The 24,339-nt window shown below is 74.6% G+C and carries 22 protein-coding genes; 11 read left to right on the forward strand and 11 right to left on the reverse strand.

Annotated elements, in window-relative coordinates; genetic code table 11:
• Positions 1-505: 505 nt before the first annotated feature.
• The gene (gene ggt, locus ABZ807_RS27560) at positions 506-2,230 is read left to right on the forward strand and encodes a gamma-glutamyltransferase (protein WP_357163970.1); all 1,725 of its coding nucleotides are present in this window, start codon (positions 506-508) and stop codon (positions 2,228-2,230) included.
• A gap of 153 nt (positions 2,231-2,383) precedes the next feature.
• Here ggt and ABZ807_RS27565 read toward each other — a convergent pair whose 3' ends face one another.
• Positions 2,384-3,550 carry a transposase gene (locus tag ABZ807_RS27565; protein ID WP_357163973.1) on the reverse strand — a complete coding sequence of 389 codons (1,167 nt, stop codon included), beginning with the start codon at positions 3,548-3,550 and terminating at the stop codon, positions 2,384-2,386.
• Positions 3,551-3,573: 23 nt separating this feature from the next.
• Between ABZ807_RS27565 and tnpA the strand changes: the two genes are divergently transcribed.
• A complete protein-coding gene (gene tnpA / locus ABZ807_RS27570) occupies positions 3,574-4,002 on the forward strand; it encodes an IS200/IS605 family transposase (protein WP_357163976.1) in 429 nt (142 codons plus the stop codon).
• Between the two features lie 126 nt (positions 4,003-4,128).
• The gene (locus tag ABZ807_RS27575; protein ID WP_357164069.1) at positions 4,129-4,779 is read left to right on the forward strand and encodes a formylglycine-generating enzyme family protein; all 651 of its coding nucleotides are present in this window, start codon (positions 4,129-4,131) and stop codon (positions 4,777-4,779) included.
• A 286-nt stretch (positions 4,780-5,065) separates the two neighbouring features.
• On the opposite strand, the gene ABZ807_RS27580 is transcribed toward ABZ807_RS27575, so the two are convergent.
• Together ABZ807_RS27580 and ABZ807_RS27585 are read right to left on the reverse strand one after the other, a co-directional pair.
• Positions 5,066-5,677, reverse strand: coding sequence for a response regulator transcription factor (locus tag ABZ807_RS27580; RefSeq protein WP_357164072.1), 612 nt, complete (start codon positions 5,675-5,677; stop codon positions 5,066-5,068).
• A 17-nt stretch (positions 5,678-5,694) separates the two neighbouring features.
• Positions 5,695-6,891 carry a sensor histidine kinase gene (locus ABZ807_RS27585; RefSeq protein ID WP_357163979.1) on the reverse strand — a complete coding sequence of 399 codons (1,197 nt, stop codon included), beginning with the start codon at positions 6,889-6,891 and terminating at the stop codon, positions 5,695-5,697.
• Between the two features lie 182 nt (positions 6,892-7,073).
• On the opposite strand from ABZ807_RS27585, the gene ABZ807_RS27590 reads away from it, so the two are divergent.
• On the forward strand, positions 7,074-8,150 hold the full coding sequence (locus ABZ807_RS27590) for an ABC transporter permease (protein ID WP_357163982.1): 1,077 nt from the start codon (positions 7,074-7,076) through the stop codon (positions 8,148-8,150).
• Positions 8,147-8,836: an ABC transporter ATP-binding protein gene (locus ABZ807_RS27595; protein WP_357163985.1), complete on the forward strand. Its 690-nt coding sequence runs from the start codon at positions 8,147-8,149 to the stop codon at positions 8,834-8,836. Before ABZ807_RS27590 ends, ABZ807_RS27595 begins: the two co-directional genes overlap by 4 nt.
• Before the next feature lie 26 nt (positions 8,837-8,862).
• On the opposite strand, the gene ABZ807_RS27600 is transcribed toward ABZ807_RS27595, so the two are convergent.
• Positions 8,863-8,985 carry a hypothetical protein gene (locus ABZ807_RS27600; RefSeq protein ID WP_357163988.1) on the reverse strand — a complete coding sequence of 41 codons (123 nt, stop codon included), beginning with the start codon at positions 8,983-8,985 and terminating at the stop codon, positions 8,863-8,865.
• A gap of 283 nt (positions 8,986-9,268) precedes the next feature.
• Positions 9,269-10,054: an RNA ligase family protein gene (locus ABZ807_RS27605; protein WP_357163991.1), complete on the reverse strand. Its 786-nt coding sequence runs from the start codon at positions 10,052-10,054 to the stop codon at positions 9,269-9,271.
• Between the two features lie 269 nt (positions 10,055-10,323).
• Here ABZ807_RS27605 and ABZ807_RS27610 point away from each other — a divergent pair, with 269 nt between their 5' ends.
• A complete protein-coding gene (locus ABZ807_RS27610; RefSeq protein WP_357163994.1) occupies positions 10,324-11,367 on the forward strand; it encodes a zinc-dependent alcohol dehydrogenase family protein in 1,044 nt (347 codons plus the stop codon).
• A 59-nt stretch (positions 11,368-11,426) separates the two neighbouring features.
• A complete protein-coding gene (locus ABZ807_RS27615; protein WP_357163998.1) occupies positions 11,427-12,353 on the forward strand; it encodes a diacylglycerol kinase family protein in 927 nt (308 codons plus the stop codon).
• On the opposite strand, the gene ABZ807_RS27620 is transcribed toward ABZ807_RS27615, so the two are convergent.
• From ABZ807_RS27620 to ABZ807_RS27630, 3 genes are all read right to left on the reverse strand, one after another.
• Positions 12,316-13,302, reverse strand: a complete 987-nt coding sequence (locus tag ABZ807_RS27620) for an EamA family transporter (RefSeq protein WP_357164001.1) — start codon at positions 13,300-13,302, stop codon at positions 12,316-12,318. The two genes, ABZ807_RS27615 and ABZ807_RS27620, sit on opposite strands and share 38 nt — an antisense overlap.
• Before the next feature lie 155 nt (positions 13,303-13,457).
• Positions 13,458-14,168, reverse strand: a complete 711-nt coding sequence (locus ABZ807_RS27625; protein WP_357164004.1) for a TetR/AcrR family transcriptional regulator — start codon at positions 14,166-14,168, stop codon at positions 13,458-13,460.
• 80 nt (positions 14,169-14,248) lie between these two features.
• Positions 14,249-15,013, reverse strand: a complete 765-nt coding sequence (locus ABZ807_RS27630) for an HAD-IA family hydrolase (RefSeq protein WP_357164007.1) — start codon at positions 15,011-15,013, stop codon at positions 14,249-14,251.
• Between the two features lie 86 nt (positions 15,014-15,099).
• On the opposite strand from ABZ807_RS27630, the gene ABZ807_RS27635 reads away from it, so the two are divergent.
• Positions 15,100-17,901, forward strand: coding sequence for a DEAD/DEAH box helicase (locus ABZ807_RS27635; protein ID WP_357164009.1), 2,802 nt, complete (start codon positions 15,100-15,102; stop codon positions 17,899-17,901).
• Positions 17,902-17,994: 93 nt separating this feature from the next.
• Here the strand turns inward: ABZ807_RS27635 and ABZ807_RS27640 are convergent, their stop codons facing one another.
• The gene (locus tag ABZ807_RS27640; RefSeq protein ID WP_357164012.1) at positions 17,995-18,915 is read right to left on the reverse strand and encodes a 5'-3' exonuclease; all 921 of its coding nucleotides are present in this window, start codon (positions 18,913-18,915) and stop codon (positions 17,995-17,997) included.
• Between the two features lie 39 nt (positions 18,916-18,954).
• On the reverse strand, positions 18,955-19,173 hold the full coding sequence (locus ABZ807_RS27645; RefSeq protein WP_357164015.1) for a hypothetical protein: 219 nt from the start codon (positions 19,171-19,173) through the stop codon (positions 18,955-18,957).
• A gap of 104 nt (positions 19,174-19,277) precedes the next feature.
• Here ABZ807_RS27645 and ABZ807_RS27650 point away from each other — a divergent pair, with 104 nt between their 5' ends.
• Positions 19,278-20,351, forward strand: coding sequence for a DUF4037 domain-containing protein (locus ABZ807_RS27650; RefSeq protein ID WP_357164018.1), 1,074 nt, complete (start codon positions 19,278-19,280; stop codon positions 20,349-20,351).
• Between the two features lie 6 nt (positions 20,352-20,357).
• Here the strand turns inward: ABZ807_RS27650 and ABZ807_RS27655 are convergent, their stop codons facing one another.
• Positions 20,358-21,620, reverse strand: coding sequence for an MFS transporter (locus tag ABZ807_RS27655; protein WP_357164021.1), 1,263 nt, complete (start codon positions 21,618-21,620; stop codon positions 20,358-20,360).
• 85 nt (positions 21,621-21,705) lie between these two features.
• Here ABZ807_RS27655 and ABZ807_RS27660 point away from each other — a divergent pair, with 85 nt between their 5' ends.
• Together ABZ807_RS27660 and ABZ807_RS27665 are read left to right on the forward strand one after the other, a co-directional pair.
• Complete coding sequence (locus tag ABZ807_RS27660) at positions 21,706-22,578, forward strand: winged helix-turn-helix transcriptional regulator (protein ID WP_357164024.1); 873 nt, start codon at positions 21,706-21,708, stop codon at positions 22,576-22,578.
• Positions 22,579-22,822: 244 nt separating this feature from the next.
• Entirely contained in the window at positions 22,823-24,283 is a 1,461-nt protein-coding gene (locus ABZ807_RS27665) for a hypothetical protein (RefSeq protein ID WP_357164027.1), read from the forward strand.
• The last annotated feature ends 56 nt before the right edge of the window (positions 24,284-24,339 follow it).

The following is a 24,339-nucleotide window of genomic DNA, read 5'->3' on the forward strand; positions in this document are numbered from 1 at the left end:
TATGCCAGTCGCAGTAGCACAGGCAGGCATCATCACCCAGTCGCCTTCGTCGATCAGGTGTGCGCCGAAACGCAGGCTCGGGCGAGGTGGCGCCGTGTGAGGAGACGGGTCGTGACCAGGAAGGACAGTATTGTCGGCACCCGCAGAACACTTCATCGCCGAAGCCCGCCGGGCTCAGGCAGCTTAAACAACCCTCCACACTCCCAGGGGATTGACATCACCAGCGCCGACCGGGATGGAGCGGATCAGATGTCCGCCCCTCACCACGGCCCCACGCCGCGCCGGCCCATCCCGCTAACCGGACCGTCCGAGCCGCCGACAGCTCCCCTGCACCCTCCTCGGCAAGCACCTGCGGTTCTCGGCAGCCGATGTCGCCGCCATCATCGCCGCCTCGTCAGGACCGCCGCCGCCTGGACGGCGAAGCGCAGAGACAAAAGGATTTCGGCTGTCTGATCAGCGGGTGGATTTTCGGGCCGTCCGCTGGTTGCCGAAGGATTCCATGGTGGTGGCTTTCTTCGCTGGCGCCCGGGGCGTCGTGGTGGTACGGGCTCGTGCGGTCGCGACCTTCTTCGCCGCCGCCACGGCGGTCGGGCTGGATGTGCTGCGGCGCGGTGGCAACGCGGTCGACGCGGCGGTCGCCGCGGCGGCGACGCTCGGGGTCACCGAACCCTTCTCGGCCGGCGTCGGTGGCGGTGGCTTCTTCGTCTACTACGACGCGAAGACGAGGCGGGTGCACACCATCGACGGCCGCGAGTCGGCGCCGGCGTCGATGACCGAGAGCAGCTTCATCAATTCGGCGACCGGGCAGCCGTACCGGTTCGACGAGGCCCGGATCAGCGGGCTGTCGGTCGGCGTCCCCGGCACCCTGCTCACCTGGCAGGACGCGCTGGACCGCTGGGGCACCCGGTCGCTGGCGCAGCTGCTCAAGTCCGCCGCGCGGGTCGCCGAGGACGGCTTCACCGTCGACGAGACCTTCGCCAGCCAGATCGCCGCGAATCAAGCCGCGTTCGGGCAGTTCAGCTCGACCAGCGCGCTGTACCTGCCCGGTGGGCAGCCGCCGGCGGTCGGCAGCACCTTCCGCAACCCGGACCTCGCCGAGACGTACCGGCTGATCGCCAGGCAGGGCACCGACGTGTTCTACCGGGGCGAGGTCGGCAGCGACGTTGTTGCCACCGTGCAGCACCCGCCGGTGGCAGCGCAGCCGATCGGGTCGTGGCCGTACCCGGTCCGCCCGGCCGGAATGACCTCCGCCGACCTCGCCGGCTACCGGACCCGGTTCCCCGAGCCGACCCGGTCGGACTACCGCGGCCTCGAGGTGTACGGCATGGCCACCCCGTCGAGTGGCGGCACCGCGGTGGGCGAGGCGCTCAACATCCTCGAGCAGTACGACCTGCGGTCGATGACCGCGACCCACGCGATGCACCACTACCTGGAGGCCAGCGCGCTCGCGTTCGCCGACCGCAACCGGTACGTCGGCGACCACACCCCGCGACACGTGCTCCGCGAACTGCTCAGCGACGCGTACGCCACGGAACGCGCGTGCCTGATCGATGCCTCGGCGGCGCTGCCCAAGCCGGTCGCACCCGGCGTCCCCGACGGCTCCTACGACGGCTGCTCGGCGGCGACGGTCGCCGACACCCGCGATGACCGCAAGAGCACCACCAACCTGACCGTGGCCGACCGGTGGGGCAACGTGGTGGAGTACACGCTGACCATCGAGGCGACCGGCGGCAACGGGATGGTCGTACCCGGTCGGGGATTCCTGCTCAACAACGAGCTGACGGACTTCAACTTCGCGCCGACCCAGGGCACTGCGCCCGACCCGAACCTGCCGGCGCCGGGCAAGCGCCCGCGCAGTTCCATGTCGCCCACAATCGTGCTGGCCGACGGACGGCCGTTCCTGGCTGTCGGCACGCCCGGGGGCGCGACGATCATCACCACGGTCCTGCAGATGCTGGTCAACCGGATCGACCTGGGAATGACCCTGCCGGAGGCGCTGGCGGCGCCGCGGGCATCGCAGCGCAACGGCGCCAGCACTCAGGCCGAGCCGGCGTTCACCACCGAGTACGCCAACGGCCTTCCCCCGGGTCACGCCTTCTCTCCCACTACGGAGATCGGCGCCGCGACCGGTATCGAGTTCCTGGAGGACGGCCGGCTGCTCGCCGCGGCCGAGCCGGTACGCCGGGGCGGCGGCGCCGCGGCCGTGGTCGGCCGCTGGGCGCGCCACTGACGGTGGGGACCGCGGCGACGGCTCAGACCCCGCCCGAGCCGTCGTCGTGCTCCTCGCCGCAGGCCCCCGCCACGGCTCCGTCGTTACCTGGGCCGCCACTCGGGGTTCGTCAACTACCCGCCCGTGAACGGGCGGGCTTGCGGGTCACCGTCCTCATTGGCTGTGAGGCAGGGCCGCGTGCGGGCGATTGACTGAGCCCCAGTCCTGCATACCGCGCTGGGCGATGTTCAGGGCCGCATTGTGGTCGGCGTGGGCAACGACCCCGCACGACCGGCAGTGGAACGTTTCCTGGTCCGGCCGATTCCGCTTGTCCCGGTGACCGCAGCCATGACAGGTCTGGGAGGTGCACCGAGGGTCGACCTGGACCAGCGGTACACCTGCCCGACGTGCCTTGTAGGTCAGGACGTCACCGAGTTGGTGGAACGACCACGACGACAGCGTGACCCTTTGGGGCTTCCTCAGCCGGACCCGGTCGCGGATGCCGGTCAGATTCTCGACGGCGATTCCGCGGCTGGTGCGTGCAGCCTCGGTCACGATGCGCTTGGCGATGGTGTGGTTGACGTTCGCGGCGTGCCGCGATTCCTTCTTCCGGCGGCGGGCCAACAGTCGCCGCGTGGACTTGGTGTTCCTGGCTTGCAGGCGTCGCCGCAACCGCTGCTGCCGACGCCGGTAGCCGTTGCGTGGGCCGCCGGCGTACCGGCGGCCGTCGGAGTCGTAGGCGATGTTGGCGATGCCCATGTCCACGCCGAGGAACCCGTCCGGGTCGTAGACGTCAGGCTCGGGCACCTCCACGGTGGCGTACAGGAACCACATGCCATCCCGGTGCACCAGGTCGGACTCGCCGATCGGCCGCTCGGCGACGGCCTTAAGTTGGTCGACCGAGCCGGTGTAGGCAACTCCTCTGAGCCGCCCGTCGATGGTCCAGATCGACACGGTGTGGGCGTCGGTCTGCCACGACAGCATCCGTGCGTCGTACGGCTGCGCCGCGTCCCACCGGAAGCCGACCGGGTTGGTTTCGGCTTTGCGCCGACGCCTACCGCCAGGCTTGCCGAGGTTGCCGGCCTTGATGTTTGCCTTCAGCGTGGTGTAGGCGTCGGCGACCTTCTTGATGACGTGCTGCGCGGCCTGCGCGCCGAGCCGGTAGTCGGCCTTGATCCCGTGGTAGGCGTGTCGCCGCAAGTCGTAGTTGCGGTAGCAGCCGAGGTCACGGGCCATTCGCGCCACGTCCGACGCTGCCGCGTTACAGGCGCGCAGCGTGGCATCCAGCGCCGCCGCCTGCTCTGGCGTTGGCAGCAACTTCACCTGCGCGACCAACTTCACCTGCGCATTCTATCATTTGGTCTATGTCACCACGATGGACGCCGGACCCCAATGTCAGGCGCGGCAGAAGCGTCGTTTACAACCTCCACGCACACTTGGTCTTCACCACCAAGTATCGGCGCGGGGCACTCACTGACCCGATCCTCACCCGCTGCCAGCAGATCATGGCTGACGTGTGCGCCGACTTCGGCGCTGAGCTTCGCGAGTTCAACGGCGAGGACGACCACATCCACCTTCTGGTGCACTACCCGCCGAGTGTCACCCTGTCGAAGCTGGTCAATTCGCTCAAGGGCGTATCGGCTCGATACCTGCGGCGGGAGTTCGCAGGACACCTGTCCCGCTACCTGTGGGGCGCACACCTCTGGTCGCCGTCGTACTTTGCCGGGTCGTGCGGTGGCGCACCGCTGGCCGTGGTCCGGGAGTACATCGAAAACCAGCGTCCCGGTCCATGACGGCGTTCCTCCCGGCCCTGAACGGCCGGGGTTCCCGCCTTATCTACCGCTGAAGCCGCCCCTCGACGTGCCATCCGCCGTCGCGACATAGGATCCTGGTCCGTGGACGCCGGAGCGGAGAGCAGGATGATCGCCGTCCCGGCGGGCCGGGTGACGCTGTCCGACCGGCGGACCCGGCGCAGCTGGTCGGTCGGGCTCGGGCCGTACCGGCTCGCCGCCGTCCCGGTCACCCAGGCGCGGTACGCGCAGGTCACCGGCGAGTCGCCGAGCACGGCCCGGGGCGAGCGGTTACCCGTCGAGGGCGTGTCGTGGTGGGACGCGGTCCGGTTCTGCAACGCCCTGTCCCGACAGGAGGGGTTGGCGCCCGCGTACCGCCTCCACGCTGGCGGCGAGGGTGTCGACTGGGACACCTCCGCCGGCGGATACCGGCTGCCGACCGAGGCCGAGTGGGAGCACGCGTGTCGGGCCGGCACCACGGGCCCGCGCTACGGCCAGCTCGACGAGATCGCCTGGTACCGCGGTAACTCGGACGAGCGGATCCGCGAGGTGGGCGGCCGGCGGCCCAACGCGTGGGGCCTGTACGACATGCTGGGCGACGTCTGGGAGTGGTGCTGGGACGTCTACGACGCCGAGGTCTACGGCACCTACCGGGTGTTGCGGGGCGGCGGCTGGTTCGACGAGCACTGGAGCTGCCGCGCTTCGGTGCGTCGCCGCAGCCACCCGACCTTCCGGATCGACGACGTCGGATTCCGCGTGGCGCGCTCCGGTACCCGCTGACGCGACGGCGCCCGCCCCGGGCGGGACGGGCGCCGTGCGGTGCTGCTCCGGTCAGCTGGTGGGGAAGTTGTCCGGGGTACGGATCCGGTTGCGCATGAAGGTGCCGGACTCGGTGAGCACGCCGGTGCCCGTGTACGTGCCGCCGTAGCAGGTGCCGGGCCGGAACGCGTCGCTGCCCTCGTCCTCGCAACATGTCGATGCGTCGAAGTCCCCGGCGATCCTCGCGCCGCCGCCGCCGGCCGCCGTCCGGGGACGACCGCCGTCCGGGGACGACCGCCGTCCGGGGTCAGCGGCGGATCAGCCCGCGCGCGCGGGCCGCGGCCACGGCGGCGGTACGGGAGTCGACGCCGAGCTTGCCGTACACGTGCACCAGATGCGTCTTGACCGTCGCCTGGCTGAGGCTGAGCCGCCGGCTGATCTGCTGGTTGGACAGGCCCTCGGCGACGAGCTGGAGCACCTCGATCTCCCGGCGGCTGAGTGTGATCCCGGGGGCGCGCACCCGGTCGATCAGCCGGTGGGCGACGGCGGGAGCGAGCGCCGACCCACCGGCCGCCGCGGCGCGTACCGCCGCGACCAACTCCTCGGGCGGGGCGTCCTTGAGCAGGTAGCCGCTGGCGCCGGCCTCGACCGCCGCCAGGATGTCCGCCTCGCTGTCGTAGGTGGTCAGCACCAGCACCCGGGGACCGCCGGGGCGCGCGGTGAGGGCGGCGGTGGCCTCGACCCCCGGCATGCCGGCGCCGAACTGCAGGTCCATCAGCACCACGTCGACCCGCTCGCGGGCGCACAGCGCGATCGCCTCCTCCGCGGTCGCCGCTTCGCCGATGACCTCGAGGCCGGGTTCGGTGGCGAGCAGGGCGCGCAGTCCCGCGCGCACCACCGGGTGGTCGTCGGCCAGCATCAGCCGGATCGGGGCGCTCACGCGTCCGCCGTCCCGCCGACCGTTGTCGGGGCGAAGCTGACCGCGAGGGCCGTCCCCTGTCCCGGCGCCGACTCCACACTCAGAGTGCCGCCGAGCTCGGCAGTCCGGGCTCGCATCGACTCCAGCCCGAACCCCGTCCCGCCGGCGTACCGACCCGGGACGGCGCCCGGGTCGAAGCCAACCCCGTCGTCGACCACGTCCAGCGCCACCCGCGACCCCAGGTAGCTCAGCGTCACCTCGATCCGGCGGGCGTGGGCGTGGCCGACGGCGTTGGCCAGCGCGGACTGGGCGATGCGCAGCAGCGCCACCTCGTACGGGGTGGGCAGGGGCACCGGGGCACCGTCGAGGTGGAACCGGACCGACGGCCCGGAGTTCCCGCCGGTCGTGGCGCACAGCCGGTCCAGGGCCTCGGGCAGCGACTGCGCGGCCAGCGCCGGCGGCGACAGCGCACGGACGAACCGGCGCGCCTCGACGAGGTTGTCCCGCGCCGCCAGGCGTGCCTGCTCGACGTGGTCGGCGGCCACCTCGGGCCGCTCCGGCATCGCCCGTTGCGCGGCGCGCAGCAACAGCTGGATGCTGGACAGCCCCTGGGCGAGGGTGTCGTGGATCTCCCGGGCGAGGCGTTCGCGTTCGGCGAGGACCCCGGCGGCGTGCTGGGCCGCGGCGAGGTCGGCCCGGGTGGCGCCCAACTGCTCGATCAGCCGCTGCCGGCTCTCGCTCTGCCGGTACAGGGCCTGGTAGCCGAGCACGGTGGCGACCGCGACGGCCGCGCCGATGACCGGGCCGATCACGGCTGCCGGGGCGAGCCCGCCCTGGTGGCGGGCGACCCCGCCGACCGCCACCGCGGTGGTGACGGCGACGGCCAGGGTGCCCCACCCGGTGGGCAGCAGGTGCGACTGCAGCAGGAACAGCGGGAACGCCAGCCACACCGCGTCCGGGGTGACCCAGAGCAGCGCCACCCACCCGGCGGTCAGCGCCGCCAACCACACCACCGCCGCCCGGCGGCTCCGGGGCAGCACGGCCGCGGCGGCGTACCCGCCGGCCAGCGCAACCGATCCGGCCAGCGTGGCCGCGGGGTGCGGCACCCGGCCGGTGAGCGCCCGCCCGGCGACCAGGGCGAGCAGGACGGCGACCAGCAGGTGCAGGCAGAACCGCAGTGCGCGCAGCGGCTGGGTGGGTGGCTCCAGGTTCACGATGCCTCAAGGCTAGGACGTCGCCGGCCGGCGCCATCAACCAAAGGGTTGATCCCGGGCTGCTTCCTTCGATCCGGGGCGGCCGATCCCCAGGGCGATGTCGGCGGCCCCGGTGCGGGCGACGGTTGTCCCGCACCGCCGCGCGACCGGCGCGGCGCGGAACGGAAAGGGTCGGCCCCGTCATGTTCGTCGCCTGGAGAGACCTCCGGTTCGCCAAGGGGCGGTTCGCCCTGATGGGCGTCGTGGTCACCCTGATGACCCTGCTCGTCGTACTGCTGTCCGGCCTGACCGCCGGCCTGGCCCGGGACAGCACCTCGGCCGTCACCGGCCTGCCCGCCGACCATCTGGCGTTCGCCGAGCCCGTCGGTGACCAGGAGGTCTCCTTCACCGGGTCGCGGGTCACCCGGGAGCAGTGGCGCGGCTGGGGCGAGGTCGCCGGGGTGACCCGCGCCGCGCCGCTGGGCGTCGCCACCACCCGGGCCAGCGCCGGTGACCGCACGGCTGCGGTGTCCGCGTTCGGCGTGCCGGCCGGCTCGGACCTGGCACCCGAGCCTGGCAGGATCGCCGACGGCCGGGTGGTGCTCTCCCAGGGAGCGGCCGAGGCCCTGGCCATCCGGCCGGGGCAGGCCGTCACCGTCGCCGGGACGCGCCTGGAGGTCGCCGCGGTGGCCGGGGACGCCTCCTACAGCCACACCCCGGTCGTCTGGACCACCCTGGCCGACTGGCAACGGCTGGCCCCCGGGTCGGCCGGCGACTCCGCCACGGTCGTCGCGCTGACCACCACCGGCGGCGCCGACCTGAGCGCCGCCGACCGCGAGCTGGGCACCCGCACCGTCACCCGCGCCGACGCGCTCTCCGGGATCGGCTCCTACGTCTCGGAGAACGGCTCGCTGCGACTGATGCGGGGGATGCTGTTCGCGATCTCCGCGCTGGTCGTCGGCGCGTTCTTCACCGTCTGGACCATCCAGCGCAGCGGCGACGTCGCCGTGCTGAAGGCGCTCGGCGCCACCACCGGCCACCTGCTGCGGGACGCGCTCGGCCAGGCCCTCACGGTGCTGCTCGCCGGCACGGCGCTCGGCACCGGGCTGGCGGTGGCCGCCGGCCTGGCCGCCGCCGGCAGCGTCCCCGTCGCGCTCAGCGCGGGCGCCGTGCTGCCGCCCGCTGCCGTGATGACCGCCCTGGGCGCCGTCGGGGCCGCGCTGGCCGTCCGCCGCATCACCTCCGTCGACCCGCTGACCGCCCTGGGGAGCGCCCGATGACCCTCGACCTGTCCGACGTCACCCTGACCTACCCCGACGGCGACGCCCGGCTGACCGCCCTGGACCGGGTCAGCCTGACCGTGCCCGCCGGCACCACCACCGCCGTGATCGGTCCCTCCGGCTCCGGCAAGTCCAGCCTGCTGGCCGTGGCCGCCACCCTGATCACGCCCGACCGGGGCAGGGTGGTCGTCGCCGGTACCGACACCACCGGGCTGGGTCGGGCCCGGACGGCTGCGCTGCGCCGGCGGACGATCGGCATCGTCTTCCAGCAGCCCCACCTGATCGCCTCACTGACGGCGGCCGAGCAACTGCAGGTGATGGCCCACCTCGACGGCCGGTCACCGCGCTCGGCCCGGCTGCGCGCCGAGCGGCTGCTCGCCGCGGTCGGCCTGACCGGCCAGGCCGACCGGCGGCCGCACCAGCTCTCCGGCGGGCAGCGCCAGCGGGTCAACATCGCCCGGGCGCTGATGAACGACCCGGCCGTGCTGCTGGTCGACGAGCCCACCAGCGCCCTGGACCACGACCGCGGCGCGGCGGTCGTCGACCTGCTCACCGACCTCACCCGGGACCGTGGCACCGCCACCGTTCTGGTCACCCACGACCGGGGGCACCTGAACCGGGTCGACCGGGTGGTCGAGATGCACGACGGCCGGTTACGGGTGTCGACCGGCCCGGCGCCCCGGTGAACCGGGGGCGGGGCCGGTCGGCGGCCTCAGCGGCCCTGCAGGGACCGGACGTTGTCCCCGAAGGTCCAGCCCTTCGCGCCGTCCCAGTTCAGCGACCAGGTCATCAGCCTCTTCAGCCCGCCACGGTAGGTGTTCCACGCCTGCGCCACCGACGCCGGTGGCAGGTAGCCGCCGCCGGCAGATGCACGGGAGACTATCCGTAAACTTTGTTAAATGTAAATGCCGCAATGTCCGGCGGCGCGCCCGCCCTGGCGGGGAGCGCGATCAGCCATCGGCCATTCACCGGCCGTGACGGGATCAGATCCGCCCGGCATGGTCGGCGATCCCGCCCCGGCCACGTCACCCGGGACGGTCTCCCCGGCAGGCGTAGCGGCGTCGACGGCCGGGCGGCCGGCGGCGCGACCCGGGGAGCCGGGCCCGCCGCTGGCGTGGTCAGCGCCCGCCGGAGCGGCGCCGCCGGGCCCGCTCGTAGTCCTGGAAGCGGGCCTTGGCGATCACCGACCGGTCCGCGTCGCGCAGCACCAGACCCTCCGACCGGCCCGGCGCGCCGTCGAGCGCCACCAGGGTGTGCGGCAGGTGGTCGGTCAGGAACGCGGACGTCTTGTCCAGGTCGCGGGGCAGCTCGGTGGCGTCCACCGTCGCCAGCCGGGGGACCGTCTCCAGGCCGTACGCCCCGGCCCGCGCGACCAGTTCCCGATCGTCGAGCCAGCGTTGGCCGCCACCGTCGCGCCACGCGGCGAGCTGCTGCGGCGACCGGCCCAGCAACTCGGCGTACCCGTCGAACTCGGCGATGTCGAAGAGCCGGTGGCCGACCCGGCGGCTGTCGGTGTAGTGCTTCGACGCGGCGGTCACCTTCCCGCCGTACACCTCCAGGTAAAACACGGTGAACCGGTCAGCGGCGGCGTCCGCGCGCAGCCGCTCGGCCGGCCCGCGCAGCGCGTCGACGATGCCCAGCGCCGGGTTGGCGATCAGGTCGCCGCGGGCGTGCAGCAGCTCCTCGCGGCTGCCGATCAGGTACTGCCCGTCCGGCGTGAGGATGATCCGGCTGTTCGTGCCGTCCACCTTCTCGGTGAGGGTCACCGGCCCGGTGAACTCCACGACCTCCTCCCGCAGGCCCCCGTCCCGGGGGTCGAGCGCGTGGTACGTCGGGATCGACGGGTACTTGGTCATCGAGTTGACCGCGCGCAGGTCGGCGGTCCGGATGTCGAAGCTCGGCACTGGCGTCCCTCCCCGTGGCGCCGCCGCCGTCGGCGGCGGGCGCAGCGTATCGGGAGCCGTTCCGCCGACGCCCGCCCTTTTCCGTCCGGCCGGGCGGATCGCGTCCGCCGCGGCCCCGGTGGCCGGCGCGGGTGAGTCCCGCCACGCCGGCCGCGCACCGCGTTGGGCGCCCGCCCGGTGCCGGTCTACCGTCGTCCGGGCCCGTCGCTCGCCCGTCCCGGGGCGGCGGCGTGCCGCCGACCACTGTCGATCCCCCCGAGGACGGACACATGCGCGCCACCGTGATCCACGGCCCGAACGACATCCGCGTCGAGGAGGTCCCCGACGCCGCCGTGCGCCACCGGACCGACGCCGTGGTCCGGGTGGTCACCGCCTGCATCTGCGGCAGCGACCTCTGGGCGTACCGGGGCGTCGCCAGCCGGCAGCCCGGCCAGCGCATCGGCCACGAGTTCCTGGGCGTGGTGGAGTCCACCGGCGCCGAGGTGACCTCGGTGCGGGCCGGTGACCTGGTGGTGGCCCCGTTCGTCTGGTCCGACGGCGTCTGCGACTTCTGCCGCGAGGGCCTGCACACCTCCTGCCCGCACGGCGGGTTCTGGGGCGAGCCCGGCTCCGACGGCGGCCAGGGCGAGGCCGTGCGGGTCCCGTACGCCGACGGCACGCTGGTGAAGCTCCCCGCCGAGGCCGCCGGCGACGAGCGGCTGCTCACCGCGCTGCTGGCGCTGTCGGACGTGCTGTCCACCGGTCATCACGCGGCGCTCGCCGCCCGGGTCCGCCCCGGCGCCACGGTCGCGGTCGTCGGTGACGGCGCGGTGGGGCTCTGCGGGGTGCTCGCCGCCCGGCGGCTGGGCGCCGAGCAGATCATCGCGCTCGGCCGGCACACCGCCCGCACCGACATCGCCCGGGCGTTCGGCGCCACCGACGTGGTCGCCGAGCGCGGCGACGCGGCGGTCGCCGCCGTCCGGGAGCTCACCAAGGGCCAGGGCGCGCACGCTGTGCTGGAGGCGGTCGGCACCGAGGAGTCCCTGCGTACGGCGATCTCGATCGCCCGCGACGGCGGCGCGGTCGGCTACGTCGGGGTGCCGCACGGCGGCAGCGCCGGCGTGGACATCGGCCAGATGTTCGGCCGCAACGTCGCCCTCGGCGGCGGGGTCGCCCCCGCCCGCGCCTACATCCCCGAGCTGCTCGCCGACGTGCTCGACGGCAGCCTCGACCCATCGCCGGTCTTCGACCGCACCGTCACCCTCGACGGGGTGCCCGACGGCTACCGGGCGATGGACGAGCGCACCGCGCTGAAGGTCCGCATCGCCTTCTGACCCGGGGGCCGACGAACACGGACGCCGCCCCTGGTGGGCGGCGCTCGCTGTACCGTACGGTGCTCGCCGTGACCGCAGACGATCACTTTCCGACCGGCCCGGTGGCCGTGCTCGCCAACCCCACCGCGGGCCGGGGGCGCCACCGTGGCCTGCTGCCCGCACTGCTGGAACGGCTGGCCACCGCCGGCCGCCCGGTCGAGCTGCTGGCGGCGCGTACCCCGGCCGAGGCGGAGGCGGCGTGCCACGCCGCGGTCGCCGACGGCGCGGGCGCGCTGATCGCGGTCGGTGGCGACGGCACGGTCCACCGGGCGTTGCAGGCGGTGGTCGGTACGCCGGTGCCGTTCGGCCCGGTCCCGGCCGGTACCGGCAACGACTTCGCGGTCGACACCGGCTTCCCGGCCGACCCGCTGGCCGCCGCCGACGTGATCGCCGCCGCGCTGCGCCAGCGGCGGACCCGACCGGTCGACCTGGCCCGGATGACCGGCGCGGACGGCGGCGACCGCTGGTACGGGGCGGTGCTCGCGGCCGGCTTCGACGCGATCGTCAACGAGCGGGCCAACCGGATGCGCTGGCCGCGCGGGCCCCGCCGCTACGACCTGGCGATCCTGGTCGAGCTGGCCCGGCTGCGCCCGCGCCGCTACACGCTGCGCCTCGACGGCGAGGCGCACGAGCTCGACGCGGTGCTGGTGGCGGTCGGCAACTGCGCCAGCTACGGCGGTGGGATGCGGATCTGCCCTGACGCCGACCCGACCGACGGGCTGCTGGACGTGGTGGTCGGTGGGCGGTTCGACCGGCGCACCCTGATGCGGGTCAAGCCGCGCATCTACCAGGGCACCCACGTGACGCACCCGCTGGTGCGCAGCTACCGGGCCCGCACCGTCGAACTGGCCGCCGAGGGCATCACCACGTACGCCGACGGGGAGCGGGCGCTGGACCTGCCGCTGCGGATCAGCGCCGTGTCGCAGGCGGTGCGACTGCTGCTCTGAGCTGGCCGTCCGGCCCCTCGGCGACCGGCCCTTCGGCGACCGGCCCGTCGTCCGACGCGCCGCGCGGCGTCCCAGCGCGGACCGCGCCGATGCTGGCGGCCACCACCAGAGCGATGGCGAGCACCTCCACCGGGTGCAGCGCCTGGTCGAGCACCAGATAGCCGGCGATGGCGGCGATGGCGGGGCCGAGGCTCATCAGCACCGCGAAGGTGGCGGTGGGCAGCCGGCGCAGGGCCAGCAGCTCCAGGGTGTACGGCAGCACCGAGGCGAGCACCGCCAGGCCGACGCCCAGCCCCAGCACGGCCGGATTCCCCAGCCGCGCCCCGGCCCCGACCAGCCCGATCGGCAGGGTCACCAGGGCCGCCACGGTCAACGCCAGGGCCAACCCGTCGGCGCGCGGAAAGCGCCCGCCGACCCGCGCGGAGCAGACGATGTACGCCGCCCACATCGCCCCCGCGCCCATAGCGAGCCCGGCGCCGACCGGGTCGAGCCGGGCGAAGCCGCCCTGGCCGAGCAGGGCCACCCCGGCCAACGCCAGCCCGGCCCAGCACCACGCGGCCAGTCGCCGGGCGGTGAACACCGACAGCGCGAGCGGCCCGAGCACCTCCAGGGTCACCGCCGGCCCCAGCGGGATCCGCTCGATCGCCTGGTAGAACACGGAGTTCATGCCGGCCAGGGCGAACCCGAACGCGACCACGGAGGCCCAGTCGCCCCGGTCGTGCCCGCGCAGCCGTGGCCGGCACACCACCAGCATCAGCAGCGCCCCGATGGTCAGTCGCAGCGTCACCGCCCCGGCCACCCCGGTACGGGGGAAGAGCAGGGCGGCGACCGCCGAGCCGAACTGCACCGACAGCGCCCCGCCGAGCACCAGCCCGATCGCGCCCACCTGCCCGTTCGCCAGGCGGCGTGGGTGACGTGCGGCGGTCGGCGGACGTGGCGTGCGGGTCATGCCGCGACGCTAGCCGGGCCCCGCGCGGGGGTGCGCCGGATCGGCGTCCGACCCACCAGTCGGACGCGGCCCGCTCGCCGGGTCGCCGATACGACGGTTCCGCATCCGGCGACACCGCCACATCGCCCAACATGGGTGGATCGCGGCGGGGACGGTCAGCCGGCCGGTCGGCGCGCGTCGGCACCGGCCAGCCGGTCCAGCCACTCGGCGAGCAGCGCCCGCTCGGCCGCGGTGAGGTCGCCGGCCAGCCGCGGCAGCGCCGCCCTCAGCGCGACGGCGTGGCGGACCGGCCGGTCGGGTGGGCGTAGGGCCCTGGCGGCGGGGCTGTCGGCGCAGATCGCCGTGACGACCGCCTCCCTGGTGGCGACCGACAGGCCCGGGTCGCCGCCCTGAATCAGGGTGAGGGTGACCCCGCAGCTGGCCGCGTGCACCAGCTCGGCCGCCCGGTCCACGTCGACGCGCAGCCGTCCCGCCTCGGCCACCGGCACCACGAGTTGGCGGAAGATGTCGGCGGCCACCCGGGCGGCGGTCGGGCGCACGCCGGGGCGCGGGTCGCCGTACATCAGGGTGTGGAAGGCGGGGTTGGCCACCCCGAACCCGACGTGCATGTCCCAGCCCCGGCGCAGGTCGTCCACCGGGTCGTCGGCGGGCTCCCGGGCGGCCTGCGCGTGCAGGTACGCGGCGAAGCCGTAGCTGGCCGCGGCGTCGAGCAGGCCCCGCATGTCGCCGAACTGGCGGTAGATGGTCGGGGCCTGCACGCCGGCGGCGCGGCTGACCGCGCGGGTGGAGACCGCCTCCCGGCCGCCCTCGGCGAGCAGTGCGGCGGCAGCTCGCACGATCCGGTCCCGGGCCGACGTCTCACTCACGCTAGCGACGATAACCTCTCGGTGTTAACAGTGGGCGCTAACGCGACTATCAAGATCCCGTTAGCGTTGATGTCCGCAGGTCAGTGGCGCAGCGCCAGGTCGAGCACCGCGCCGAGGCCGTTGTCGCGGCCGGGCTCCGCGCTGGGCAGCACCAGCACCGCGCAGCCCGCGTTGACCGCGCCGGCGTCGGCCGGGGTGTCACCCACCATCAACGCGCGCTCCGGGTCCACGCCGAGCATCCCGCACGCGCGCAGGAAGATCCCCGGGTCCGGCTTGCAGCGCCCCACCTCGTACGACAGGGCGTACGAGTCGACCAGCCCGTCGAGGCCCCAGGCGGCGAAGAGCGGCCGGATGTCGAAGCCGATGTTGCTCACCACCGCCACCTTCACCCCCGCCGTGCGCAGCGCGCCCAGGGTGGCCTCGACGCCCGGGTAGGGCACCCAGCCCTCCGGGACCAGCAGCCGCTCGTAGAGCGCCTCGGCGAACCCCTCGATGCCGGCATCCACCGTCTCGGCCAGCCCCGTGTACGCCCCGCGGTGCGCGTACGGGTAGAGGTCCCGGTCGGCCCAGAGCTCGGCCAGCCGGGGCGGCACCCGCGCCGGCAGTGGCCCGCCCGCCCGCCCGGCGGTGAGCAGCCGGTCGGCCAGCGCGGTGGCCCGCATCCGCTCCAGCGTCACCCCGCAGGCGGCGGCCGCCTGCCACACCCACTCCTGGGGCTCCTCCACCTGGGCCAGGGTGCCGTGGAAGTCGAAGAGGACCGCCTCCACGGGACGGCGGGACGGCCCCGGGCGGACGGCGTCGTCGGCGCCGCTCGGGGCAACGGGCGGTTCGGCATGGTCCGGCACGTCGTGCACCCTACCGACCCCCTCCGACCGCCCTGCCGGACGGCCTTGGCGGGTGGCCGTGCGGGGCACGCACTAATCTTGAGGACATGTCGAGCCCCGCCGAGCGGTACGCCGCAGCGCGCCACCGGGCCGCGCAGGCCTCCCAGTTCCCGGCGCTGGACGAGTTCGCCCCCGATCTGGGGTTCGATCTCGACGACTTCCAGCGCGAGGCGTGCCAGGCCCTGGAGCGGGGCAGCGGGGTGCTGGTCTGCGCGCCCACCGGCGCTGGCAAGACCGTGGTCGGCGAGTTCGCCGTACACCTGGCCCTGCGGGGGACGCCGGCGCGGCCGACGACGGCCGACGGCGCCCCGGAGACGGCCACCCGGCGCAAGTGCTTCTACACCACGCCGATCAAGGCGCTGTCCAACCAGAAGTACCACGACCTGGTCGACCGGTACGGCGCCGAGCAGGTCGGCCTGCTCACCGGCGACAACGCGATCAACGGCGATGCGCCCGTGGTGGTGATGACCACCGAGGTGCTGCGCAACATGCTCTACGCCGGCTCGGCCACGCTGGAGGGCCTGGCCTACGTGGTGATGGACGAGGTGCACTACCTCGCCGACCGGTTCCGCGGCGGGGTCTGGGAAGAGGTGATCATCCACCTGCCCGCCTCGGTCACCCTGGTCTCGCTGTCGGCCACCGTCTCCAACGCCGAGGAGTTCGCCGACTGGCTGGTCACCGTGCGCGGCGAGACCGCGGTGGTGGTCAGCGAGCACCGGCCGGTGCCGCTGTGGCAGCACATGCTGGTCGGCAAGCGGATGTTCGACCTGTTCCACGACGCCGACGCGGCCCGCAAGCACGACGTGCACCCCGAGCTGCTGCGCTACACCCGGGACACGGTGCGCCGCCTGGAGTTGGGCGAGGGGCGCAGCGCGGGCCCCGGCGCCGGGCGGCGCGGCCCCCGCTGGCGCGGCCCGATGCGCCCGGACATCGTCGACCGGCTCGACCGGGAGGGGCTGCTCCCGGCGATCCTGTTCATTTTCAGCCGCGCCGGCTGCGCCGCCGCCGTGCAGCAGTGCCTCGCCGCCGGGCTGCGCCTCACCTCGCCCGAGGAACGCGCCGAGATCCGCCGGGTGGTCGAGTCCCGGGTCACCGCCATCCCCGGCGAGGACCTGACGGTGCTGGGCTACTGGGAGTGGCTCGACGGGCTGGAGCGCGGCCTGGCCGCCCACCACGCCGGCATGCTGCCGGTGTTCAAGGAGGTCGTCGAGGAGCTGTTCGTCCGCGGCCTGGTCAAGGCGGTCTTCGCCACCGAGACCCTCGCGCTGGGCATCAACATGCCGGCCCGCTGCGTGGTGCTCGAACGGCTGGTCAAGTTCAACGGCGAGGCCCACGTCGACCTGACGCCGGGGGAGTACACCCAGCTCACCGGCCGGGCCGGCCGACGCGGCATCGACGTCGAGGGGCACGCTGTGGTGGTCTGGTCCCCGGAGACCGACCCGCGGCACGTGGCCGGGCTCGCCTCCACCCGGACGTACCCGCTGCGCTCCAGCTTCCGGCCGTCCTACAACATGGCGGTCAACCTGGTCGGCACCGTCGGCGCGGAGCCCGCCCGGGCGCTGCTGGAGTCGTCGTTCGCGCAGTTCCAGGCGGACCGCTCGGTGGTCGGCCTGGCCCGGCAGGTACAGCGCAACACCGAGACCATCGAGGCGTACGGCGTGGAGGCCGCCTGCCACCACGGCGACTTCGACGAGTACTTCGCGCTGCGGGTGGCGATCGCCGACCGCGAGCGCGCCATCGCCCGACAGGGGCAGACCCAGCGCAAGGCGGCGGCGGTCGCCTCGCTGGAGCGGCTGCGGGTCGGCGACGTGATCCGGGTGCCGTCGGGCCGTCGGGCCGGGCTCGCGGTCGTCCTCGACCCGGCCACCGGCGGCTTCGGCGAGCCCCGCCCGCTGGTGCTCACCCAGGACCGCTGGGCCGGCCGGGTCAGCCCCGGCGACTTCACCACCCCGGCGGAGGTGCTCGCCCGCATCCGGGTGCCCAAGCACTTCAACCACCGCTCCCCGGCCGCCCGGCGGGACCTCGCCGCCGAGGTCAGCGGCACCGGCCTGGACCGGCACGGCGGTCGCCGCGGTGGCCGGTCCCGGCAGGCCGCCGGCGAGGACCACCGGCTCAGCCAGCTCCGCACCGAGCTGCGCCACCATCCCTGCCACGCCTGCCCCGACCGGGAGGAGCACGCCCGCTGGGCCGAGCGGCGCCGCCGGCTGGAGAAGGACACCGAGGAGCTGCGCCAGCGGGTCTCCGGCCGGACCGGCTCGCTGGCCCGTACCTTCGACCGGATCGTCGCGCTGCTCACCGCCCGGGGCTACCTCTCCGCCGACGGCGGGGTCACCGACGCCGGCCGGATGCTCGGCCGGATCTGGACCGAGGCGGACCTGCTGGTCGCCGAGTGCCTGCGCCGGGGCGTCTGGGACGGGCTCTCCCCGGCCGAGCTGGCCGCCGCCGTCTCCGTGGTGGTCTTCGAGGCCCGCCGCGACGTCGACGAGCGGGCCTCTCTGCCGCGCGGCCCGGTCGCCGACGCGGTCGACGAGACGCTCAAGCTGTGGGGGGATATCGAGGCCGACGAGGCCAGCCGCGGCCTCACGGTCACCCGCGAGCCGGATCTCGGCTTCGCCTGGCCGATCTACCGCTGGGCCCGGGGCGAGGCCCTGGCGAAGGTGCTGGCCAGCGGGCACGAGATCGACGGGGAGATGCCGGCCGGCGACTTCGTGCGCTGGTCCCGGCAGGTCGTCGACCTGCTCGGCCAGCTCGCCGACTCCGGCGGCGCCTCGGCCGAACTGCGGTCCACCGCGCGGCAGGCGATCGCTGCCGTCAACCGCGGCGTGCTCGCATACCACTTCTCCGCCTGATAGTCACTTTCGGTCACGACCCGTCGGGACCCGGTCCGCGTCGTCGGTTGGCCCGGGGCGAGCGGAGCGGCCGCTACCGCACCGGGTCGGTGGTCAGGGCCGGTCGGCGAGGGCGTCGACCAGCCGCCGGCACGAGCCGGCCAGGTTCCACCGCTGCGCCAGCTCCAGCAGCCGCTCCGGCTGGGCGGGCGCCGCCGGCAACGCGGTGGCCAGGTCCGGCAGCGGTACGTCCCGCGCCACCTCGACCACCTTCGGCGCGACCGCCAGGTAGCCCCGGGCCGCGTCCAGCTTGGTGCGCAGCCCCGGCGCGAAGCCGGAACCGGGCTCGTCCAGGGCGGCGAGGATGCCGGCGAGGCCGCCGTACCGGTCGATCAGCCGGGCGGCCGTCTTCTCGCCCACTCCCGGCACCCCGGGCAGGCCGTCGCTCGGGTCGCCGCGCAGCGCGGCGAAGTCGGCGTACCGGTCGGCGGGTACGCCGTAGCGGGCGCGGACCGCCGCGTCGTCGCAGTCGTCCAGCTTGGCCACGCCACGGCCGACGTAGAGCAGCCGCACCCCGCGCACGTCGTCGACGAGCTGGAACAGGTCCCGGTCGCCGGAGACCACCTCGACCGGCGCGTCCTGGGTCACCGACAGCGTGCCCAGCACGTCGTCGGCCTCGTAGCCGGTCGCGCCCACCGCGGTGATGCCGATCGCCTCCAGCACGTCCAGGATCATCGGCACCTGGGGGGAGAGGGTGTCCGGCACCACCTCGCCGCCCTCCGGCGCCAGCCGGTGCGCCTTGTACGACGGGAGCAGCTCCACCCGCCAGGCGGGCCGCCAGTCGTGGTCGAGCGCGCAGACCATCCGGTCCGGCCGGCGGGTGCGGATCAGTTGGGCGAGCATGTCGAGGAAGCCGCGAACGGCGTTGACGGGCTGGCCGTCCTCGGTCTTCGCGGCGGACTCGGGGATGCCGAGGTAGGCCCGGAAGTAGAGACTCGGCGCGTCGATCAGCAGGATCGGGGGTCGCTGTGCCACGCCCGACAGCTTGTCACAGCCCGGCGACGGTGTGGGGACTCACCGCTGGTCGTCGTGGCGGTAGAGCGTCTCGCGGCGGGCCAGGTACTGCAGGGCGTAGCTCGCCACCAGCAGCACGATCGCCAGCACCACCTCGATGCCGGCGAGCACGCCGGTGGCGACGGTGAGGCCGAGCGCGAGCAGCGCCAGCCCGATCACGGCGAGGATGCCGGCCCCGAGCAGCCGGCGGCGGCGTACCACCCCGCGCTCCTGTGTCACCGTCCCCACCTTCCACCGGCCACCCCGGTCCAGGTTATCGGGGGCAGCCGGCAGGCGGACCGATAATCGGTGGTGGCCCGGGTGTTACCCGGCAGACTGCCGGCATGGCGTTCGTACCCGGCCTGACGCTCTGTCGCCGATTCCACGACGAGGTCCTCGCGCCGCTGCTGGCGCGGCGCTGCCCCGGCCTGCGTCACGCCGCCGGCCTGCTCGACGGCGGCTCGGAGCTGCTCGGGCTGGACACCCCGCGCTCCACCGACCACGACTGGGGCCCGCGCGCGCAACTGTTCGTCGCCGACGCCGCGGACGTCGCGCCGGTACGCGCCGCGCTGGACGCCGGCCTGCCGGCGGAGTTCCTGGGCTGGCCGACCCGGTTTGTTGGCGGCCCGGGCGCCCGTCTCGGAGTCGTGGACGCCGACGGTGACCGGCACGGGGTGAGTGTGGACGAGCTGGGCGGATGGCTGCGCGGCCGGCTTGGTTTCGACCCGGCCGACGGCGTCACCACGGAGGACTGGCTGTCGGTGCCCAGCCAGCGGCTGGCCGAGCTGACCGGCGGGGCGGTCTTCCACGACGAGCTCGACGGGGCGCTCGGCGCCGCCCGGGCCCGGCTGGCCTGGTACCCGGACGACGTCTGGCGCCATGTGCTCGCCGCCGCCTGGACCCGGGTCGGCCAGTCCGAGCACCTGGCCGGGCGGTGCGCCGAGGTCGGCGACGAACTGGGCAGCCGGATGGTCACCGCCGGACTGGCCCGGGACCTGATGCGCCTCGGGCTGCTGCTGCGCCGCCGCTGGCCGCCGTACGACAAGTGGCTCGGCACCGTCTTCGCCCGGCTGCCGGGGGCGTCGCCGGTGGTGGCCGCGCTGACCGACGCCCTGGGACCGGGCGGGTGGACCGAACGGCAGGTCGGGCTCGGTCGCGCCCTGGAGACCCTCGCCGGCTGGACGAACGGTACGGGCCTCGCCGCGCCGCTCGACCCGCGGGTGCGGCCGTTCCACGACCGGCCCTTCCTGGTGCTCGATGCCGGCCGGTTCGCCGCCGTGTTGCGCGCCGCGACCGGCGAGCCGGCGCTGCGCGGGCGTCCGCCGGTCGGTGCCGTCGACCAGTACGTCGACAACGTGGACCTGCTCACCCACCCGGAGCGGGCGCGCCGGCTCTCGGCCGCTGTCCCGGCGCGATGACATCCCTCACCGGGCGCCGACGACGTCCCGGTCGTGGACGTGGTCGACCGGCAGGTCGGTGAGGTCCCGCAGCCGACGGACGGGGGACAGGACGAGGGTCAGCGGCGCGCACACCGCGGCGGCGGCGAAGACGAACAGGGTGACCCGGGCGCCGACGAGACCGGCCATGGCGCCGGCCACCAGCCCGCCGACGGGGATCGCGCCCCAGGAGACGAAGCGGACGGTGGCCATCACCCGGGAGAGCAGCTCCGGCGGGCTGGCCGTCTGCCGGTAGGTGCGGGTGGTCACGCTGAGCACCACCACGCCGCCGGCGAAGACCACGTTGCCGGCGGCGAACGCCAGATACGCCGGCCAGCCGGTGCCCAGCGGGACGACGAACGCGCCGACGACGGAGACCGCGCAGGCGACCACCACCGCGCGGGCGGTGCCCCACCGGCCGGTGATCCACGGGGTCAGCGACGCCCCGACCAGCGACCCGACGCCCTCCACGGCGAGCAGCACACCGACCAGCGCGGCCGGGGCGTGCAGCTCCCGGACGAGGTAGAGCGGGTAGATCGCGAGCTGCGCCCCGCAGACGAAATTCACCGCTGTGGCGGTCCACATGGTCGGGCACATGACCGGGTGGCGGGTCACGTACCACCAGCCCTCGCCGATCATCCGGCGGACCGGAGGCCACCGGTCGGGCGCGTCCGCCTGCCGGGCGGGCAGGGAGCGCATCAGCGCCGCCGAGACAAGATAGCTGGCCGCGTCGACCAGCACCGTCGGCACCGCCCCGAGCGCCTGCACCGCGAGGCCGCCCAGCGCTGGGCCGCTGAGCTGGGTGGTGGCGTGCGTGGCGGAGGTGAGGCTGTTGCGGGAGTGCAGCTGCTCGCGGCTGACGATGGCCGGCAGGAAGGTCGAGTTGGCGACGTCGAAGAGCACGTTGGCGAAGCTGACCACCAGCGCCACGACGACCAGCTGGGCGACGGTCAGCCACCCCCACCACCAGGCCAGCGGGATGGACGTCACCGCGACGGCGCGGGCCAGGTCGGCGCCGACCTGGGCGCCGCGCAGCGGCAGCCGCTGCACGATGACGCCCGCGGCTAGCCCGATCACGAGCCAGGCCACGTAGCCGGCGGCGGCGACCAGGCCCATCTCGAAGGCGGTCGCGTCCAGCACGGTCAGCGCGGTCAGCGGCAGCGCGACCCCGCCGACCGCCGACCCGACCATGCTGGTCGTGCCGGCGGCCCACCAGCGCCAGAACACCCCGGCTCCCTGCTCGACGGTCATGACCGTCAACCCCCGTCCCCGAACAAGTGAGTTCCAATCTGGAACGGACTATAGTCGACGGTGGTCCGAGCGAGGGAGGTGGCGGATGAGGCGGACGGACCTTGCCGACGCCGACTGCGGCATCGCCCAGGCCCTCGGCGTGCTGGGTGACTGGTGGACGTTCCTGATCGTCCGCGACGTCGCCGGTGGCGCTACCCGCTTCGACGCCCTGCAGCGCGAGCTCGGGGTCAGCCGCCGGGCGCTGACCGAACGGCTCGGCGCGCTGGTGGAGCACGGGGTGCTGCGCCGGGAGCCGTACTCGCGGCACCCGCCGCGTTACGACTACCTGCTCACCGCGAAGGGCGAGGGCCTGCTGCCGGTGCTGGTGGCCCTCCAGGACTGGGGCACCCGGCACGTGATGGGCGACGGGGCCCTCACCGCGACCGCCGCCGCCGACTCCGCCGAGGCCCGCCGGGTGCACCAACTCGTCGGCCGCCGGCTGCCGGCGGTCACGCTCTCCCGGCACGACGACGGCGAGGAGCCACCGGCCGTGCCGGGCCGGTGGACGGTGCTCTACCTCTTCCCGGGGGCGTTCGCCCCCGGCAGCCAGGCGCTTCCGCCGGACTGGGGCGACATCCCGGGCGCCGTCGGGTGCACGCTGGAGGCCCGCACGTACGCCGACCGGCACGACCTCTTCCAGGCCGCCGCAGCGGAGGTACGGGGTGTGAGCACGCAGCGTCCGGACCAGTTGCGCGCCTTCGCCGAGTACGCCCGGCTGCCGTACCCGCTGCTGTCCGATCAGGACGGGCGGCTCGCGGCGGGGCTGCTCCTGCCGACCTTCCGCGCCGGTGGGGTGGACCGGTTCAAGCGGCTCACCCTGCTGGTCGACCCGGACGCGGTGGTGCGTGCGGTGCAGTTCCCGGTGACTGACCCGGCCGGCTCGGTCGACGAGATGCTCGGTCTGCTTCCGCGCACCTGACCACCCCGAGCCGGTGTGGTGAGTCCGCCTCGCCGACGGGGCCGGGAGTGTTCGCGGTGCGCGACGGATCAGGGGCCCGGCGGGCGAGCACCGCCCGCATCCCGCCGGCCTCGACGAATCCCCGCACCGGGCCGCGCGGTCTGCGGGGCGACCACCGGCCGGCCCTGCAGTTCACGCCGGCATGAGGCAGAGTGGCAGCCGCGGCCGGGACGACCCGACGCGACCGGGAGAAAGGGCAGTAGCCGTGGCGAATCCGTCCGGGGTGGTGTTCCCCCGCACCAGCGAGGGGCGCAGCACGAGCGCGCTTGGACGCGCGGTCGTCGCCGACGCCCTGCGCGCCGTCGATCCGGTCGGCGCCCGCGCGGCGGAGCACGAAACGAACTGGCGGCACGAATACCTGGGACATTTCCGCCGGCTTGTCGAGGCGGGCCTGCTCTCCCGCGACGCCGCGGTCACCATCGCCCGGGACGGGCTCGCCTCCCTGCATTCCCGGATGACCGTGGTCGGTGCCGACAGCCGCGAGACCGGACTGGACGAGATCTTCACGACCGGCCGCGCCGACGAGGCTCTGGAGACGGCGACGGTCGCCGGCGGCGGCCCGGTCGAGCGGGAGCTGTCGCTGCCGTACCGGGGTCAGCGGCTGCGCGGCGACGACCTGCTTCGCCGACTCGACGCCTGGGTCACCGCAGGCGTCATCGAGCCGTCCTGCGCCGAGGCGGTCCGCGCCGTCCTCGCGAACCCGGACTGGCTCGACCTGCGGGACCAGCGGGTCGTGGTGCTCGGCGCGGGCGCGGAGATGGGCCCGCTGCCGTCCCTGCTGCGCTGGGGCGGGGACGTCGTCGCGGTCGACCTGCCCCGGCCGGAGCTCTGGCGGCGCCTGCTGCGGACCACCCGCCGCCACGGCGGTCGCCTGCGGCTCCCGGTCCGGCCCGGCGCCGCCGCCGACGACAACGCGCTGGCCGCCCGCGCGGGCGCCGACCTTCTGCACCGCCTCCCACAGGTCGCCGACTGGCTGCGCGGTGTCGACGGCCGGCTCGTGCTCGGCAACTACGTGTACGCCGACGGGGCGACCAACGTGCGGGTCGCGATGGCGGTCGACGCGCTCACCTGCCACCTGCAGCGCCACCGCGACGACGTCGCGCTCGCATTCCTCGCCACTCCCACCGACGTCTTCGCCGTGCCGGCCGAGGCGGTCGCCCACGCCGAGCGGGGCTACGCCGCCCGCGGGTTCGCGCGCCGGTCCCTTCGCGTCCTCTCCGGTGGCCGGCTGCTGCATCGCAACTACCCTCCCGGCGCCGATCCCGGCGTCAACGACAGCCTGGTCCCGCAGCAGGGTCCGAACTACGCCCTCGCGAAGCGGCTGCAGCGGTGGCGGGCCACCGTGGCCCGGGAGGCCGGGTCGACGGTGTCGTTCACGGTCGCGCCGCCCACCCGCACCCGCTCGGTGCTTCGCAACCGGGCGCTCGCCGCCGCGTACGCCGGCGCCCACCGGTTCGGCATCGAGGTGTTCGAGCCGGCGACCAGCAACACGCTGATGGCCGCGCTCCTGGTGCACGACCTGCGCACCGGCGGTCCGGCGCTGGCGCACCCCTGGCAGGACGAGGCGTACGCCGCGGCGCACGGCGGGCTGTGGCGGGTGCCGTACGCGCCGCGCAGCGCCCTGGGGCTCGCCGTCCTGCTGGGCCTCGGCGGCGCCCGGGCCTGACCGGCCGGGCCGACGCGCCGGGTCCGCTCGGGCCGCCGACGCGAACCTGGGTAGGG

The organism is Micromonospora sp. NPDC047548, from assembly GCF_040642975.1.
Taxonomy (GTDB): Bacteria; Actinomycetota; Actinomycetes; order Mycobacteriales; family Micromonosporaceae; genus Micromonospora.